Below are 16,672 nucleotides of genomic sequence, written 5' to 3' on the forward strand. Positions count from 1 at the left end.
GGCGGGCGTCCCCTTCGCACCCGGTTTTCCGCGCGGAGTCAGACCTCGCGGCCGCAGCCGCGGCGCGGCACCAGACGCGCGGCCCGGGGCGCGGCTTCGGGCGCGGACTACGACTGGCCGGCGATGCGGGCGAGCAGCCGGGCGAACTCGGGCGGCGGGGCGACGACCAGCCGGGTCTGTCCGTCGTGGCTGATGAGGTCGGCCTGGATACGCGTCAGCTTGCCCCGGCGCCACCAGTACACGTGCGGGCTGAGCCCGTCGGGCCGGCCCGCGTGCTCACGGTGCGCGAAGATGCGCAGGCGCTCGATCGCGCGGACCACGCCGATGCCGGCCACCGGGTGCACCGCGACCATGCCCCGGTGCGGCAGCACGGCGAGCATGCCGTCCTCGGGCACCTCCATGTACGCCGCCAGGCGGCGCAGGTGGGCCGCCGCGCTGGGCGCGGTCAGCAGCGACACCTCGGTCCCGGCGAGGTCGAGCCGCGACACGGTGGGCCGCTCGTCGGTCAGGGCGTTGCCGATGGCCACATCGAGCGCCTCCGCCGGCGGGATCGGCCAGCAGAACGCCTCCTCCGGGCGTACGGGCCGGGCGCCGATGGTCAGCACCTCGATGAGGTCGGCGCTGAGGTGACGGCCGATGATCCGGGAGGGATCGGGGAAGGCGGGGTCGTCGGCGGCGTGGACCCGGGTGCGCAGCAGCGGCTTGATCGGCGTGAGGTTGCAGGCGTCGAACGGCTCGCCGGACACGGCGTGCGCCAGGTGCTCGGAGACCAGCATCGGCCAGTCCTCGCGGGCACGGCGACCGGCCTCCCGGCGCAGGCCGACGAGGTTCACCACCCGCTCACGCTCGGGCGAGGTCAGCGTCAGCGACATGCCGTCGGCCGCGAACACGCAGGTGTAGCCCATGGTCTCGGCGACCAGGGCCAGCAGCGAGTCGAGATCGACGTCCTCGACGGCTCTCGGAGCGGGATGATCCGGCCGCGTCCGGCTGAGCAGTCGCCGCAAGAGTCCCAACGCACCATCCCTTCGCCACCACCCGGATGCCTCCGGGGCGGGTCTCAGGTTGCCGCGTCCGAGTCGCGGAACATGCCCAGGAGAGAACACGATTCGGCAACAATAGCCACATTCGTCTCCAACCACACACTCATCTGTGGTGTGCCATGGCCCACAGGCAGCCCCGCCAGCACCGGCACACCCAGCGGGGCCAGGCGTTCGGCCAGCATGGGCAGCGGGTCGCCGCAGTCCACCCACGATCCCAGCACGATGCCCGCCGCGCCGTCGAGACAGCCCGCCTGCAGCAGTTGCGTCACCATGCGGTCGATCCGGTACGGCTCCTCGGTCACGTCCTCCAGCAGTACGACACGGCCCCGCGCGCGCAGCGCGTACGGCGTGCCGCACAGGGCGGCGAGCAAGGCGAGGTTACCGCCGGTGAGCCGGCCCTCGGCCCGGCCCGGCACGATCACCCGGTCACCCTTGATCGGCGCGGGTGTGCCGCCCTCGAACAGGGCCTCCCGCAGGTGGGCGAAGGTGACCGGCTCCGGCTCCTCCGGGCCGCCGATCACCGCGGTGGCCGGCATCGGCCCGAACAGCGTAGCCAGGCCGAGCCGGTCGGCGAAGGCCCGGTGCAGCGCGGTGATGTCGCTCGACCCGAGCAGGATCTTCGGCCCGGCCGCCGCCATCGCGTCCCAGTCGAGCAACCCGAGCAGCCGGGTGGTGCCGTAGCCGCCTCTGGCGCAGACGACCGCCGCCACCCCGGGATCGCACCACGCGTCCCGCAGGTCGGCCGCCCGTGCGGCGTCGGACCCGGCGAGGTAGCCCTCCCGCGCGAGGATCGACGCCCCGTGCACGACCCGCAGCCCGAGCCCGGTCAGGACCTCGGTGCCGCGCTCCAGCCGTACGGGATCGACCGGCCCGGCCGGCGCGACCAGCGCGACCGTGTCACCGGGCCGCAGCCGCCGGGGCAGGCCCGGGACCGTTACCGAGGCGTCACCGCCCGCCCCGCCGCGGAAGCGCTCGCTCACCCTTCAAAGGGTGTCAGACTTAGCGGTATCTATGCGACCTCCGACGCACATCCTCGTGGTCAACGGTGTCAAGGTCCGCCGTCCGGTGTTCGTTGTCGCGGCGCCGCACTCCGGCGCGGACCTGCTGGGCCGTGCCCTCAAGCGCTCACCCGGCTTCCACGTGACCATGGGCAGGGGCCCGGTGGCCCGGGTCGTCTACGCCTTCGCCAGGAGACCGTCGATCGCCCGTAGCGGCGGCGCACCGCAGGTGCTGCGCGACGTGCTGGCGGAGGCCTGGCAGGTGGTCCCGGCGGCGTGCGCGGAGTGCACATCCGCCTGCCGGGAGGCGGGCGGCATCGTCGGCGCGGGGCCGTGTGTCGGGCCGGGCGCGCTGTCCCGGTTCGGCGACGCCAGCCCCGACCTGCTCTACAGCACGCCGGTGCTGCTGCGGGCGTTCCCCGACGCCCGGCTCATCCAGATCATCCGCGACGGCCGTGACGTGGTCGCCGACATGCTGGCCGACCCCGCCTGCATGACCTGGGTCAAGCCCCACATGCTGAGCGAGGACGCCGAGTTTCCCAACCCGTTCCTCGGCGTGCGCTCGGCCGAGCACCGCGAGCGCTGGGCCGGGATGCCGCCCGCGGGCAAGTGCGCCCTGCGCTGGCGCGGCGCCGTGCGGCTCAGCGCGGCCCTGCGCCGCGAACTGCCCGCCGAGCACCTGCTCACCCTGCGGTACGAGGACATGGTGGCCTCACCGGGAGAGGCCATCGACGCCGTGTCGTCCTTCGTCGAGGCCAAGGTCTCCACGATCGCGCTGTACGGCACGAGCGTCCCCAGGCCGGGAAGCTGGCGCCGGCGGCTGTCGGCAGAGGACGCCGAACTGGTGGAGAAGGTGGCCAGGGAGGAGCTCACCCGCCTCGGCTACCGCTGAGGAGGGCCGTCTCAGGACCCGCCCGCGTCCGAGCCGGTGAACTGGGTGCGGTACAGCTCGGCGTAGGCGCCGCCCCGCTCCAGCAGTTCCTCGTGCCGCCCGCGTTCGGCGACCCGGCCGTCCTCGACCACCAGGATCGTGTCGGCCTCGCGGATGGTCGACAGCCGGTGGGCGATCACCAGCGACGTCCTCCCCCGCAGGGCGGTCTTCAGCGCCTGCTGCACCGCGGCCTCGGATTCGGAGTCGAGGTGGGCGGTGGCCTCGTCGAGCACCACCACCCGCGGCGCCTTCAGCAGGAGCCGCGCAAGGGCGATGCGCTGCTTCTCCCCTCCCGACAGCCGGTAGCCGCGGTCGCCGACGACCGTCTCCAGTTCCTCGGGCAGGTTCTTCACCAGGTCGGCGATCTGGGCCGCGCGCAGCGCCTCCCAGACCTCCTCGTCGGTCGCCTCGGGGCGGGCGTAGCGGAGGTTGTTGCCGATCGTGTCGTGGAACAGGTGGGCGTCCTGCATGACGACGCCGACCGTGTCCCTGATGCCGTCGAGGGTGGCGTCGCGGACGTCCACGCCGTTGATCCGCACGGTCCCCTCGTCCACGTCGTACAGCCGGGACACCAGTTGGGTGATGGTCGTCTTGCCCGCGCCCGAATGGCCGACGAGCGCCACCAGCTCGCCCGGATGCGCGGTGAAGGACACGCCCTTGAGCACCTCCTGCGAGGGCCCGGTGTCCGGACGGGCCACCGACTCCAGCGACGCCAGCGACACGTCGGAGGCGGCCGGGTAACGGAAGCGGACGTCGTCGAACTCGATCGTGACCGGTCCCTCGGGGATCGGCCGCGCGTCCGGCTTCTCGGCCACCATCGGCTTGAGGTCGAGCACCTCGAAGACCCGGTCGAAGCTCACCAGCGCGGTCATCACGTCCACGTGGACGTTCGACAGGCTGGTCAGCGGGCCGTACAGGCGCATGAGCAGGGACGACTGGGCGACCAGGGTGCCGAGCGCGAAGGCGCCGGAGATCGCGAGCACGCCGCCGAGGCCGTAGACCAGCGCGGTCGCCAGCGCGGCGACCAGGCCGAGCGCGATGCGGAACACCGCGCCGTACATGGCGACGATCACGCCGACGTCGCGGACCCGGCCCGCGCGCTCCGCGAAGTGGGCCGCCTCGTCGTCCGGCCTGCCGTACAGCTTGGCGACCATGGCCCCGGCCACGTTGAACCGCTCGGTCATCACCGAGCTCATCTCGGCGTCGAGCTGCATCTGCTCGCGGGTCAGCGCGGACATCCGGCGGCCGACCCACTTGGCCGGGAAGATGAAGATCGGCAAAAGGATCAGCGCGACCAGCGTGACCTGCCACGACAGCACGAGCATGGTGCCGAGCACCATGACCAGGCTGATGACGTTGGACACCACCGACGACAGCGTGCTGGTCAGGGCCCGCTGCGCCCCGATGACGTCGGTGTTCAGCCGGGAGACCAGCGCGCCGGTCTGGGCGCGCATGAAGAACGCCACCGGCATCCGCTGCACGTGGTCGAAGACCTCGGTGCGCAGGTTGTAGATCAGGCCCTCGCCGATGCGGGCGGAGTACCACCGCTGCAGCAGGCCGAGCCCGGCGTCCAGCACCGCGAGCGCCCCGATCGCCACGGCGAGCCAGACCACCACGTCGACCCGCTTGGGGGTGATCCCGTAGTCGATGATCGCCTTCATCAGCAGCGGGTTGGCGACCACGATGACCGCGTCGACCACGACCAGCGCGAGAAAGCCGGCGATCTGCCTGCGGAACGGCCGGGCGTAGCCGGCGATGCGCCGGACGATCCCCGGCGCGAGCCGCTCCTTCGTCACGGAGCTGTCACGCCGTAAGGACCGCATCACCTGGAGACCGTAGCCCCCGTTCATCATCGACATATGCCGTACATCCTCCCAGCCGTGCAGCGGTGGGAGGACTCCCCCGATTCCCCCGTCAGCTCGAAGCGAACAGTCCCGTCACTTCCTGCCCGTCAGTTCCACGCGAACGCCGCCCGCCCGTTCAGGCGAACACTGCCCGTCGACGCCAGGCGAACACCGCCCGTCAGTTCGGCGCGGACACGCCCCCGAAGAGCGCGCGGATGCGCGCGACCTGCTCGGCCCGCTCGGCGGCGGCCTGCTCCTCCAGCGTGCGTCCCGGCGCGGCCAGCAGCAGCCTCTTGGTGGCGGCCGCGGCGGCGCGGTCGGTGGACAGCAGCGCGGCGGCCAGGTCGTCCACGGCCTGGGCCAGCTCGGACACGGGCACCGCGATCTCGGCCAGGCCGAGCCGTACGGCCTCGGCGGCCCCCACGGTGCGCGCGGTAAGGCACATCTCGACGGCCCGGGGAACGCCCACGATGTCGGTCAGGGGCTTGGTCCCGGTCAGGTCGGGAACCAGCCCCAGCGCGGGCTCCTTCATGCAGAACTTCACGTCGTCGGCGACCACTCGCAGGTCACACGCGAGCGCGAGCTGGAAGCCCGCCCCGATCGCGTGGCCCTGCACGGCCGCGATCGACACGATCTCCGGCCTGCGCAGCCACAGGAAGCCCTTCTGGGCCTCCGCGATCCGCTGCTCGAACTCGGTGTCGCCGAGCGCGGCGGCGCTCGCGAACGACCCCTGTCCGGGCACTCCCTCAGGCGTGAACATGCGCAGGTCGATCCCGGCTGAGAAGGACGGCCCCTCGCCTCTGACCACGACCACTCTCACCTGCTCCGGAAGGGTCTCCCCGATCCGGGCCAGGGCCGACCAGGTGGCGAACGTCTGCGCGTTGCGCTTGTCCGGCCGGTCCAAAGTGATGGTCGCGATCTCGCCGTCCACCTCGAAGCGCAGTCCGACCTCGGCCGACACGGCCGCCGAGATCGTCGACACATCGGAGCCGCCGCCCGTCTCGGGGACGTGCTCCGAATTCCCCCCCATTGCCGCTTCCGCCATGCCTGCTCCTGCGTCCTGTGCGGAGTGGCGTCGCCTCGCACGGCCGGTCCGGTGCGGCGCACCGTCCGTGCCGGCGTCCGCCCTCCTGTTCATCTCACGGTCGCGCCCGAGCTTACCGAACATCGTTCTGGCGAGTTGGACGTGACCGCTCCTCCTGCAGGAACGAGCGGCTGCGGTCGCGCGTCTTGAGGTGGATCTCTAGCGCTTGGACTTGCCCCGGGTCGCGCCGCCGCGCCCGCGCAGAGTCACCCCGGACTCGCTCAGGATGCGGTGGATGAACCCGTACGACCGGCCGGTGGAAGCAGCCAGAGCGCGGATGCTCTCACCCGCGGAATAGCGCTTCTTGAGATCGGCGGCCAGTTTTTCCCGGTCGGCCCCGGTCACCCGGGTGCCCTTCTTCAGAGTCTCGGCCACGAGTACCTCCTGTAGTGCCAGACTTCCGCAGCGTTACCTCAGCCCATGATCAGTCATTTCGACGGGATCGGCTACCTACTCCGCGGGAAAAGATCCCTACCCGCTCAAATTAAGATCAGGCAAGCGCCACAAGATCGGAAAATTCGTCGCTCCATGCGTCCTCGACTCCGTCTGGCAACAGAATCACCCTATCCGGCTTCAGCGCCTCGACGGCGCCCTCGTCGTGCGTGACCAGCACAATCGCGCCCGTGTAGGAGCCGAGCGCGGTCAGCACCTGATCGCGGGAGGCCGGATCGAGGTTGTTGGTGGGCTCGTCGAGCAGCAGCACGTTGGCGCTCGACAGCACCAGCGTCGCGAGGGCGAGACGGGTCTTCTCGCCGCCGGACAGGACCCCTGCGGGCTTGTCCACGTCATCGCCGGTGAACAGGAACGACCCCAGCACCTTGCGCAGGTCGACGTCGGCCAGGTCGGGTCCGGCCGACCGCATGTTCTCCAGGACCGTGCGCCCGGGATCGAGCGTCTCGTGCTCCTGCGCGTAGTAACCGATCTTGAGCCCGTGGCCGGGCATGACCTCGCCGGTGTCGGGCTTCTCGATGCCGCCGAGCAGGCGGAGCAGGGTGGTCTTGCCCGCGCCGTTCAGGCCGAGGATGACGATCCGCGAGCCCCGGTCGACCGCCGCGTCGACGTCGGTGAACACCTCCAGCGAGCCGTACGACTTGGACAGGCCGCGGGCCGTCAGCGGGGTCTTCCCGCAGGGCGCCGGGTCGGGGAAGCGGAGCTTGGCGACGCGGTCGGAGCGGCGCTCTCCCTCGACGCCCGAGAGCAGCCGCCGGGCGCGCCGCTCCATGTCCTGCGCCGCCTTGGCCTTGGTGGCCTTCGCCCGCATGCGGTCGGCCTGGGACAGCAGGGCGGACGCCTGCCGCTCCGCGTTGGCCCGCTCGCGCTTGCGCCGCTTCTCGTCGGTCTCGCGCTGGGCGAGGTAGGCCTTCCAGCCGACGTTGTAGGTGTCGATGACGCAGCGGTTGGCGTCGAGGTGGAGCACCCGGTTTACCGTCGCCTCAAGAAGGTTTACGTCGTGGCTGATGATCACCAAGCCGCCCTGGTGCGAGCGCAAAAAATCACGAAGCCAGCCGATCGAGTCCGCATCGAGGTGGTTTGTAGGCTCGTCGAGCAGGAGAGTCTCCGCTCCGGAGAAAAGAATGCGGGCCAGTTCCACCCGCCGTCGCTGACCGCCGGACAGGGTCTGCAGCGGCTGGCCGAGGACGCGGTCGGGCAGCCCGAGGCTGGAGGCGATCGAGGCCGCCTCCGACTCCGCCGCGTAGCCGCCGAGGACGTGCAGGCGGTCTTCGAGACGGCCGTACGCGCGCACCGCCCGGTCGCGTACGCGCGGGTCGTCGGCGGCCATGCCGGCCTCGGCCTCGCGCAGTTCGCGGAGCACCTCGTCGAGGCCGCGGGCCGACAGGATGCGGTCACGCGCCAGCACGCTCAGGTCGCCGGTGCGAGGGTCCTGCGGCAGGTAGCCGACGCTGCCGGAGATCGTGACCGTGCCCGCGGCGGGCAGGCCCTCTCCCGCCAGGACCTTGGTGAGGGTGGTCTTGCCGGCGCCGTTGCGGCCGACGAGACCGATCTTGTCGCCCGGGTTCACCCGGAACGAGGCGCCCTCGATGAGCAGGCGTGAGCCCGCGCGAAGTTCGATGTCGGTAGCGATGATCATGATGAAGGGGACACTCCCGTAGGTGATGAGGTCAGGATCGGCAGCCGGGAGCGATCAATCGGGAGTGCGCATGGGCTCAAGTGTAATGCCGCCGTCCCCACGGCCGCCTGCGGCGAAACCCGCCCCGGCGGGCGCGGAACGCCCCCGCCCACCGGCCGCTCGCACACCGCCGCCCCGGACTCCGCGGGCCGCCCCGTCGTGCCGCCGGTCAGGGGTCGACCAGGCGGATCCGTACGGCGCGGAACTGGTCCGGCGTGGCCTCCAGGACCGCCAGCCGGGGGTCGGGAACGGTGAGGAAGGGCCCGGTCTCCAGGGCGAACAGCGGCGCGAGGCGCCGGTCCCGCCTGATCTCGTCGATCGAGCGCCGGTCCCCGCCGAGCACGACGGCCTCCAACTCCTCGATCCTCGGCACGAGCACCCGGACGGCCACGTCGGCGGCGGCCCGCAGCGCCTCGGCCGACTGCTTGTCCCTGCGCCGGGCGAAGCGCTGCTGCGACCACCCGCCCGCCGCGCTGCGCCCGTGGACCTGGCGGGAGCCGACCTTGCCGGCGACGAGGCGGGCTCCGGTGAAGACACCGGCGGCGTACCCGCCGAGCCGGGCCAGCAGCACGCCGACGGTCCGCTCACGGCACACGTGGGCCACCAGCGCCGCCGCGGGCGGGGGAAGGCGGAACCCGTCCTCATGCCCGTCGCCGGCCGGACCGTCGGGGGAGGGCCGCAGCGGCGGGAACGGCATGTGGCACTCCGCGACCGCGCCGTCCGCGGCGTCGAGACGGACCACGTCCGGCAACACCACGGCCTCGACCGCGCCGTGCCGCTCGGCGAAGCGCGCGATCCACCCCGCGAGCCGCTCGGGGGCGACCGGGATCCACCTGCCGCCGCCGGCGGCGGGCCGTGCCGTCATGGCCGATCAGCCTACCCGTGCGGTTGTCTGCCGGATCCCCTCCAACTAACGGGGAAATATAGGTGAATTTCCTCCTGCGAACGTCAACGTCCGGGGCCCGGCGTCCCACAATTCAATCGTGTCGCTCCCCTCACCGTCGGCGGCGCCGTCCGCCGCGATCCCGCAGCACGTCCCGGCGCCCGGCCCGGCCCCGGCGACCCCGTTCCCCGCGGACACCGTCCTGGAACACGACCCGGCGAACTTCGTGCGGAGGTACACCCCTGCGGCCTCCCCCCAGCCGTACGACCAGCGCGCGTACGCGCCCGGCTTTCCCGCCGAGCGCCCGGCCGCCCCGCTCTTCCTTCCGGTGGTCGACCTCGACACCGGCGGCGCGGTGGCCGTCGAGGTGATCGCCGGGGGCGCATCCCCCGCCGCCACGGACGTGGCGGGCACCGTGAACGGGGTGCTGGCCGCCGCCCGGGAGGAGGCCCTGCTGCCGCTGGTCCTGCCGATCCCCGCCGCCGCCGTGGCCGGGGGGTCGGCCGGCCTCGCGCCGCTGCACGAGGCGATGCGGATGCGCGGCCGGCGCCCGCGCGAGGTCATCCTCGCCATCGAGGGCGATCCCGTGCCCGCGGAGCGCACGGCCCTGCTGTCCGGGATCGACGGCCTGCGCGCGGTGGGCTACCTCATCGCCTTCGCCGGGCTCGGCACCGCCGCGCTGCCGCTCGACCTGCTCGCCGACGCCTCGCCGTACGTGGTCGCGCTGTCCGCCGACCTGGTGGCGCGGGGGCCGCGCGACCCCCGGCGCGGGGCGCTCGCGGAGTCGCTGGTCCGTCTGGCGCGCGGCGTCGGCGCGCACGTGCTCGCCCCCGGCGTGCGGGACGAGACGCAGCTGGCGGCGGTACGCGGCTGGGGCATCCGGCTCGCCCAGGGCCCTCTGCTCGCGCCGTCCGACTGGCGGCCCTCCCACGGGTACAACCGCGTCCACGTGCCGCTGCCGGTGCCGGAGGCCACCGCCTCCACGGCCGCGCTGGGTCCCCGGGTGCAGGAGCTCCTGCTTCCCGCGGTGACGCTGCCGGCCGAGTCGACCGCCGAGGAGGTGGTCGCCGTGCTGAGCGCCGAGCCCTCGATCACGAGCGTGGTCCTGGTGGACGAGTACCAGCGGCCCCAGGGCAGCATCGACCGCAGCCGGTTCCTGCTTTTCATGGCCGGGGCGTACGGCCACGCGCTGCACGCGAAGAAGCCGGCCGGCCGCCTGGCGGACACCGCGAAGATCGTGGCGAAGACGACCCCGGTGATCGCGGCCATGCAGGTGGCGGGGCGGGACAACGCCCGCGTGTACGACGACCTCGTGGTGGTCGACGAGGTCGGCAGGTGCATGGGCGTGGTCCGGGTCGGCGACCTGCTGCGGCACGCCGCCGACCTGCGGCCCGCCCGCTGACGCGCGGATCCGGAGGGCGCGTCAGAGCCAGCCCTGGGCCTGGGCCTTCCGGACGGCCTCGATGCGGTTGCGCGCCCCGGTCTTGTGGATGGCCGCGGACAGGTAGTTGCGCACCGTGCCCTCCGACAGGTGCAGCCGTGCCGCGATGTCGCCGATCGTCGAGCCGTCCGCCGCGGCGGACAGCACGTCGCGCTCACGCGGCGACAGCGGGTTCGGCCCGGCGCTGAGCGCGGCGGCGGCCAGGCCGGGGTCGATCACGCGCTCGCCCCGCAGCACCCGCCTGATCGCGGCGGCCAGTTCGCTCGCGGGGCTGTCCTTCACCAGGAAGGCCACCGCCCCCGCCTCCATCGCGCGGCGCAGATAGCCGGGCCTGCCGAAGGTCGTGAGGATCACCACCCGGCATCCGGGGACCCGGCGGCGCAGCTCCTCGGCGGCGGCGATCCCGTCCCTGCCGGGCATCTCGATGTCCAGCAGCGCGATGTCCGGCCGGGTCGCCTCGGCGACGCTGATCACCTCGTCCCCGTTCGCCGCCTCTCCGACCACCTCGATGTCGGGCTCCAGGCCGAGCAGGGAGGCGAGTGCTCCCCGCACCATGCTCTGGTCCTCCGCCAGCACGACCCTGATCACTCGGCCAACCTATCCGCGATCATCTCCGCCGTACGGTCCGAGGGCGGCGGAACCTCGGCCCGCAGCCGGAACCCCCGCTTGCCGGCCTCGGTCTCCAGCTCCCCGCCCGCCGCGCGCACCCGCTCGCCGAGCCCGGTCAGGCCGTTGCCCGGCTCGTACGGCCCGCCGCCGCCGTTGTCGGTGATCTCCAGCACCGCGCCCTCCTCGCCGTACGACAGGTCGATCTCGCAGCGGGTGGCCCCGGAGTGGCGTACGACGTTGGTGGTCGCCTCGCGTACGGCCCAGGCGAACAGGCCGTCGAGGTCCTCGGGCAGCGGGGTGCCGCGGGTGCGCACGGCGAGGGCGACGCCGGCGGCGGCCAGCGCGGACCTGGCGCCGTCGATCTCCTCCGACAGGCGGCGCCGGCGGTATCCGCTGACCGCCTCGCGCACCTGGGCCAGCGCCTGCCGCGCGACCGACTCGATGTCGGCCACCTCGGCGGCCGCCCTCGGCGAGCCCTGCTCGCCCAGGCGGCGGGCCAGTTCGCTCTTGAGCACGATGAGCGAGAGGCTGTGCCCCAGCAGGTCGTGCAGGTCGCGGGCGATCCGCAGCCGCTCCTCCGTGGCGGCCAGGCGGGCCGCCTCGCCCTGCGCCTGCCGCAGCTGGACGATGAGGACGCGGGTGTTGCGGACGCTCATGAACAGCACGCCGAGCGTGACGACCTGCAGCACGAGCACCCACGGCGCGCCGTCGTCCGCCCCGATGATCTCGCCTTGCACGACGACGAGCGCGGCCATGGCCGCGATTCCGATCAGGGCGCGGCGCGGCGGCAGGCCCATCGCGTAGACGATCACCAGGAAGACCGGCAGGGTCAGCCAGCTTCCACTGCGGAAGAGCAGCGGGAAGATCACCCCCATCGCCGTGGCGACGCCGAGCAGGGGGAACATCCACCGGGGGTGGTCGTCGTGGTCGCGCGGCCCCAGCACGACTCCCAGGTAGACGGCCAGGAAGGCCGCGAGCGCGGCCATCCGCCAGACCGCCTGCGCGCCGCTCACCGTCCCGTCGACCACCTCGGACACCGGGTAGAACAGGTAGATCAGGCCGAGCGACATGCCCAGCAGGCGCCTCAGCCGGGAGGCGCTCCCGTCCGTGCCGCCGAAGGTGAACACTCTGGCCAGCCGGCTCATCCCGCTGTCCCTTCCCGGGCGTGATGGATCAGGCGCGCGTCGCGGCGCCCTGTCCGATCATGCACGTGTCGTCGCGTTCTGTGCGGTCATGCACGTGTCGTCGCGCGCCGGTAGGCGACGAGAGCCAGCGCCACCAGCACCACCCCCCAGGCGAGGATGCCGGCCGCGTGGGCCGGGTGCGGGGCGTCGCCCCCCGCGATCCGCCACCCGATGCTCGCGTAGTCGTACGACGGAGTCACGTGGGCGACGCTCTTCATGGCCGCGGGCATGATGCTCTCGGGGAGCCAGAGCCCGCCGAGCATGGCCAGCCCGAACATGCCGACCATCGCGACGGGCTGCGCGGTGTCGGGCGGCAGCAGGGATCCGATCACCAGGCCGAGCGCCGCGAAGGGGATCGTGCCGGCCCACATCGCCAGGATCAGCGCCGCCCACCGCGCCGGCGGCAGCGACACGTGCTGGGTCAGCACCGCGGCCAGGCCGACCAGCACCAGCGACGGCAGGACCAGCAGCAGCGAGGAGACCAGCTTCGTCAGGATGATCGCCCGGCCTGGCAGCGGGGTGATCTGGAGCTGCCGCAGCCAGCCGCTGTGCCGCTCCTGCGACCAGGGCACGGCCGTCGACATCATGGCGGCGGCCAGCGCGCCGTACGCCGCCATCGAGACCATCAGCATGACACTGCCCCGCAGCCCGGTCGCCTGGTCGGACTCCGTCCCCCAGAGGTTCGCGTAGAGGAGGTAGAACCCGACGGGGAAGGCGACCACGAAGACGACGTAGCGCTTGTTGCGCAGCATCCGCAGCAGTTCGACCTTGATGTAGTGCCGCATCGTCAGGCCTCCTTGGTCAGGGCGAGGAAGGCGTCCTCCAGGTCGGCCCCGTGGACCTGGAGATCGCGGATGTCGAGGGTGGTCTTGCGGTACAGCGCGGCGACGGTGGCGTCGAGGTCGGTCGTGCGCAGCGTGACCCGGGCGCCCTGAAGCTCCACGCCGGTCGCCCCGGGGAGGGCGTCGAGCCCGGTGACGGGCTGCTCGCCCAGCAGGAAGCTCACCGCCTGGCCGGCGACCCCGGCCTTGATCCCGGCGGCGCTGCCGTCGGCCACGATCCGGCCGCGGGCGATCACGACGACCCGGTCGGCGTTCTCGTCGGCCTCCTCCAGATAGTGGGTGGCGAACAAGATCGTCCGTCCCTTCGCGGCGTACGCCCGCATGTTGTCCCAGAACCTGCGGCGGGACTCGACGTCCATGGCCGCGGTGGGCTCGTCGAGCAGCAGGAGCTTCGGTCCGCCCGCGATGGCCAGTGCGAACCGGACCCGCTGGGTCTGCCCGCCGGACAGCCGGTCGGCCCGCCGCCGGGCGATCTCGGTCAGGTCGGCGAGCCGGAGGATCTCCTCCAGCGGCAGCGGGCGGGGGTGGAGCCGCCGGACGAAGTCCACGGTCTCGGCGACGCTCAGCTCGGGGATCAGCGCGCCCTCCTGAAGCATCGCGCCGATCTCCCCGTTGGCGACGGCGGTCCGCGGCGGTTCGCCGAAGACCCGGATCTCACCGGACGTGGGCCGCAGCAGGCCGAGCAGCATGGTGATCGAGGTGGACTTGCCGGCCCCGTTGGGCCCCAGCAGCGCCACTGTGGCGCCGGCCGGGACCTCCAGGTCGATCCCGTCGACCGCGACCACGTCACCGTATCTCTTGGTGACCTCGGTGAAGGCGATGGCGTTCATGGGCTTCACGGTAGGAATCGGGACCCGTATGCCGTCAGTGCCCTGCCTCCGGCCTTCGCGATGACTTTTGTCATCCGCCGGGCCACCGGCCCCTCTGCCCGCCGACGCGACCGGCTCCCCCTTCTCAGCCCCGAAGCGCCCGCCCCAGGCTTCCGGATGATGTCCGCAGCGTGATAACCAGGAAAGGTGCGCCTTACGGCGACCTTCCGGGATTTCAGCCGGAATCTCGAGGCGAGTCACATACTGCTGGTGATCCCACTCGGGCTCATCATGATCATCGCGGCTCTCGACCTCACGCTGCCGCGGAGCGTTCACCTGGGGCCGCTGCTCGTCGTCGCTCCCGCGCTCACCGCGTCGTTCGCCGGCCCGAGGTGCACGGCGATGATCGGGGCGCTGGCGTTGGCGGCCGACGTGCTGAGCGGTCTCGGACAGGGCGTCCTGCGAACCTCCGAGCACAACGTCGAGATGCTCGCCCTGTTCGCCGTATCGGCCGTCGTGGTCGTCTTCCGCGTGGTCCACGAGCGGCACCTGGCTGTGCTCCACCAGGTGCGGTCGGTCTCCGAGATCGCCCAACGCGTCCTGCTGCGGCCACTGCCCCGGCGGGTCGGCCCCTTGCGCATCGCGTCGATATACCTGGCCGCGGCCGCGGAGGCGAGGATCGGGGGCGATCTGTACGCGGCCGCCCGGACCGACGGCGTCACCCGTCTGCTGATCGGTGACGTACGCGGGAAGGGGCTGCCCGCGATCAGTGACGCCGCGGCGTCGCTCTGCGCCTTCCGCGAGGCGTCACACGGCCCCACGACCCTCCCCGAGCTGATGACGCGCATGGAGACCAGCCTCTGCCAGAACCTCACCGAGCACGCCGACACCGACACGGACGCCCAGGAATGCTTCGTCACCGCGGCCGTCGCCGAGATCCCCGACGCCGAACCGAAGGTGCACGTGATCGCCTGTGGTCACCCGCCGCCGCTCCTCCTCCGCGGGAACCGGGTGCTGACCCTGCAACCGGACCAGGTCGCCCCCCCGTTGGGACTCGAACTGCTGACGGAGTCCGAACCTCGGCCGGCGACGTTCTCCTTCGAACCCGGCGACATCCTCCTGCTCTACACCGACGGCGTCATCGAGGCCCGCGACCGCACCGGCACGTTCTTCGACCTCCCCGCACGCCTGGGCGAACGGGCCGGCGAAGACGCCGGCACCCTCGTCGAACGGCTCCGCGAGCGCCTGTTCGAGCACGTGAACGGCCGCCTGGACGACGACACCGCCATGATCGCGGTCGAACGCCTGGCGACACCGGACCCCTGACATTTGTCAGCGCCCTCCCTCCTCCCCCGCCGGAAGGAAGGAGGACGCGCAGTCGTCAGGACACGCGGCGCAGGTCCATCTGGAAGTTCTGCCGCCAGGTGGCGCCGCCGTCGAGGGTGTATTCGCCGATCTCGTGCCAGTCCCTGCCGGTGAAGCGCAGGGTGTACCGGACGGTCGGGCCCGCGGTCTGGAGGCTCCACTGGAAGAAGCGGTCGCCGACCAGGGGGACGGTGGCGGTGACGTGCCCCTGCGAGAACGCCTCCCAGCGGTACTGCCCGGTCTGGTCGTCGTAGCTGACGACCGCGAGCGCGGTGTCCACGATCCTGCGCGGATCGGCCTTGTCCCGGCCCTGACCCTCCACCGTGATCACCTGGCCGCCCGCCTTGTAGGCGACCTTCTCGGTCTGGAGGAACTGCTGCCGGCCGGAGGCGGTTTCGACCCACCCCGAGCCGGCCCAGCGCCCGACCATGAAGTCGAGCCTGCGGATCGCGTCGAGCTGTGTCGTGGGGACATCGGCCGCCCCCGCGCTCGCCGCGTGTCCCGCCGCGACGGCGGGCGCGGCCGCCGCGAGGGTGAGCGCGCAGATCAACGGCACCAACAAACGGTGTAATCGAGTCATGACGCGATCTTGACACAAGGCCCGCCCGCCGCGACAGCGGGTCGGCGAAGTCCGGTCCAGAGGCGGTCTAGAGGCGGCAGGCGAAGATGGCGGTGACGAGGATGGCCTTGGCGCCGATCTCCCAGAGCTGGTCCATCACCTGCTGGTGACCCTTGCGGGGGACCATCGCCCGCACGGCCACCCAGCCCTCACGGTGCAGCGGGGAGACGGTCGGCCCCTCCATGCCCGGGGTGATGGCGATGGCCTCGTCGATGCGCTCGGCCCTGATGTCATAGTCGATCATGACGAAGTCGCGGGCCACGAGCACGCCCTGCAGCCTGCGGATGAGCTGCTGGAACCCGTTGGCCTCCGGGGCACCGGCCCGCTTGATCAAAATGGCCTCGGAGTGCGCGATCGGCTCCCCGAACACCTCCAGGCCGACGTTGCGCAGCGTCGTGCCGGTCTCCACCACGTCCGCGATCGCGTCGGCGACGCCGAGCCTGATCGCCGTCTCGACCGCGCCGTCGAGCTTGATGACCCGGGCGTCCACGCCCTGGTCCGCGAGGTGCTTGCCGAGCAGCCCGGCGTACGAGGTGGCGATGCGCAGGCCGGACAGGCCGGCGACGCCGGAGTAGGCGCCCGGCGTGGAGGCGAAGCGGAACGTCGACCGGCCGAACCCGAGCGGCATGACCTCCTCGGCCGGGGCACCGGAGTCGAAGAGCATGTCGCGCCCGGTGATCCCGGCGTCCAGGGTGCCCTCGCCGACGTAGACGGCGATGTCGCGCGGGCGGAGGAAGAACAGCTCGCAGGAGTTGTCGGAGTCGACGACCACGAGCTCCTTGCTGTCCCTGCGCTGGCGGTAGCCCGCCTCCTTCAGCATGGTCTGGGCGGCCTCGGAGAGCGCGCCCTTGTTCGGTACGGCGATGCGCAGCATGGGTGGGAGATCCTTTCAGCA

Annotated in this window: 16 protein-coding genes; 3 read left to right on the plus strand and 13 right to left on the minus strand. The window is 72.3% G+C overall.

Translation table 11 applies throughout. The features are described from left to right. Positions 1-107: 107 nt before the first annotated feature. Together HHX30_RS29925 and HHX30_RS29930 are read right to left on the minus strand one after the other, a co-directional pair. Complete coding sequence (locus HHX30_RS29925) at positions 108-1,013, minus strand: hypothetical protein (RefSeq protein ID WP_249350591.1); 906 nt, start codon at positions 1,011-1,013, stop codon at positions 108-110. Positions 1,014-1,057: 44 nt separating this feature from the next. Then, the gene (locus tag HHX30_RS29930; RefSeq protein WP_169985906.1) at positions 1,058-2,020 is read right to left on the minus strand and encodes an LD-carboxypeptidase; all 963 of its coding nucleotides are present in this window, start codon (positions 2,018-2,020) and stop codon (positions 1,058-1,060) included. Between the two features lie 31 nt (positions 2,021-2,051). On the opposite strand from HHX30_RS29930, the gene HHX30_RS29935 reads away from it, so the two are divergent. After that, positions 2,052-2,930 (plus strand): sulfotransferase, encoded by an 879-nt coding sequence (locus tag HHX30_RS29935; protein ID WP_169985908.1) that lies wholly within the window; start codon positions 2,052-2,054, stop codon positions 2,928-2,930. A gap of 11 nt (positions 2,931-2,941) precedes the next feature. On the opposite strand, the gene HHX30_RS29940 is transcribed toward HHX30_RS29935, so the two are convergent. From HHX30_RS29940 to HHX30_RS29960, 5 genes are all read right to left on the minus strand, one after another. After that, positions 2,942-4,828, minus strand: coding sequence for an ABC transporter ATP-binding protein (locus tag HHX30_RS29940; RefSeq protein ID WP_169985911.1), 1,887 nt, complete (start codon positions 4,826-4,828; stop codon positions 2,942-2,944). A gap of 163 nt (positions 4,829-4,991) precedes the next feature. Beyond that, positions 4,992-5,858 carry an enoyl-CoA hydratase/isomerase family protein gene (locus HHX30_RS29945; protein WP_169985913.1) on the minus strand — a complete coding sequence of 289 codons (867 nt, stop codon included), beginning with the start codon at positions 5,856-5,858 and terminating at the stop codon, positions 4,992-4,994. Positions 5,859-6,056: 198 nt separating this feature from the next. Further along, complete coding sequence (locus HHX30_RS29950; protein ID WP_030507271.1) at positions 6,057-6,272, minus strand: helix-turn-helix domain-containing protein; 216 nt, start codon at positions 6,270-6,272, stop codon at positions 6,057-6,059. 115 nt (positions 6,273-6,387) lie between these two features. Next, entirely contained in the window at positions 6,388-7,986 is a 1,599-nt protein-coding gene (locus HHX30_RS29955) for an ABC-F family ATP-binding cassette domain-containing protein (RefSeq protein ID WP_169985915.1), read from the minus strand. A 208-nt stretch (positions 7,987-8,194) separates the two neighbouring features. Then, positions 8,195-8,890, minus strand: a complete 696-nt coding sequence (locus HHX30_RS29960) for an acVLRF1 family peptidyl-tRNA hydrolase (protein ID WP_169985917.1) — start codon at positions 8,888-8,890, stop codon at positions 8,195-8,197. Between the two features lie 118 nt (positions 8,891-9,008). Between HHX30_RS29960 and HHX30_RS29965 the strand changes: the two genes are divergently transcribed. Further along, positions 9,009-10,310: an EAL domain-containing protein gene (locus HHX30_RS29965; protein ID WP_311922919.1), complete on the plus strand. Its 1,302-nt coding sequence runs from the start codon at positions 9,009-9,011 to the stop codon at positions 10,308-10,310. Between the two features lie 21 nt (positions 10,311-10,331). Here HHX30_RS29965 and HHX30_RS29970 read toward each other — a convergent pair whose 3' ends face one another. From HHX30_RS29970 to HHX30_RS29985, 4 genes are all read right to left on the minus strand, one after another. Further along, positions 10,332-10,937 (minus strand): response regulator transcription factor, encoded by a 606-nt coding sequence (locus tag HHX30_RS29970; RefSeq protein WP_169985919.1) that lies wholly within the window; start codon positions 10,935-10,937, stop codon positions 10,332-10,334. Beyond that, the gene (locus HHX30_RS29975) at positions 10,934-12,103 is read right to left on the minus strand and encodes a sensor histidine kinase (protein ID WP_169985921.1); all 1,170 of its coding nucleotides are present in this window, start codon (positions 12,101-12,103) and stop codon (positions 10,934-10,936) included. Before HHX30_RS29975 ends, HHX30_RS29970 begins: the two co-directional genes overlap by 4 nt. An 86-nt stretch (positions 12,104-12,189) precedes the next feature. Next, the gene (locus HHX30_RS29980) at positions 12,190-12,927 is read right to left on the minus strand and encodes an ABC transporter permease (RefSeq protein WP_169985923.1); all 738 of its coding nucleotides are present in this window, start codon (positions 12,925-12,927) and stop codon (positions 12,190-12,192) included. Positions 12,928-12,929: 2 nt separating this feature from the next. Next, the gene (locus tag HHX30_RS29985) at positions 12,930-13,814 is read right to left on the minus strand and encodes an ABC transporter ATP-binding protein (RefSeq protein WP_169985925.1); all 885 of its coding nucleotides are present in this window, start codon (positions 13,812-13,814) and stop codon (positions 12,930-12,932) included. 249 nt (positions 13,815-14,063) lie between these two features. On the opposite strand from HHX30_RS29985, the gene HHX30_RS29990 reads away from it, so the two are divergent. Then, entirely contained in the window at positions 14,064-15,119 is a 1,056-nt protein-coding gene (locus tag HHX30_RS29990) for a PP2C family protein-serine/threonine phosphatase (protein ID WP_211592743.1), read from the plus strand. A 55-nt stretch (positions 15,120-15,174) separates the two neighbouring features. On the opposite strand, the gene HHX30_RS29995 is transcribed toward HHX30_RS29990, so the two are convergent. Beyond that, entirely contained in the window at positions 15,175-15,714 is a 540-nt protein-coding gene (locus HHX30_RS29995; protein WP_169985927.1) for a hypothetical protein, read from the minus strand. 91 nt (positions 15,715-15,805) lie between these two features. Continuing rightward, positions 15,806-16,651 (minus strand): ATP phosphoribosyltransferase, encoded by an 846-nt coding sequence (hisG, locus tag HHX30_RS30000; RefSeq protein ID WP_169985929.1) that lies wholly within the window; start codon positions 16,649-16,651, stop codon positions 15,806-15,808. Between the last annotated feature and the right edge of the window lie 21 nt (positions 16,652-16,672).

This window comes from Microbispora sp. H10836 (genome assembly GCF_012999525.1).
GTDB lineage: Bacteria > Actinomycetota > Actinomycetes > Streptosporangiales > Streptosporangiaceae > Microbispora.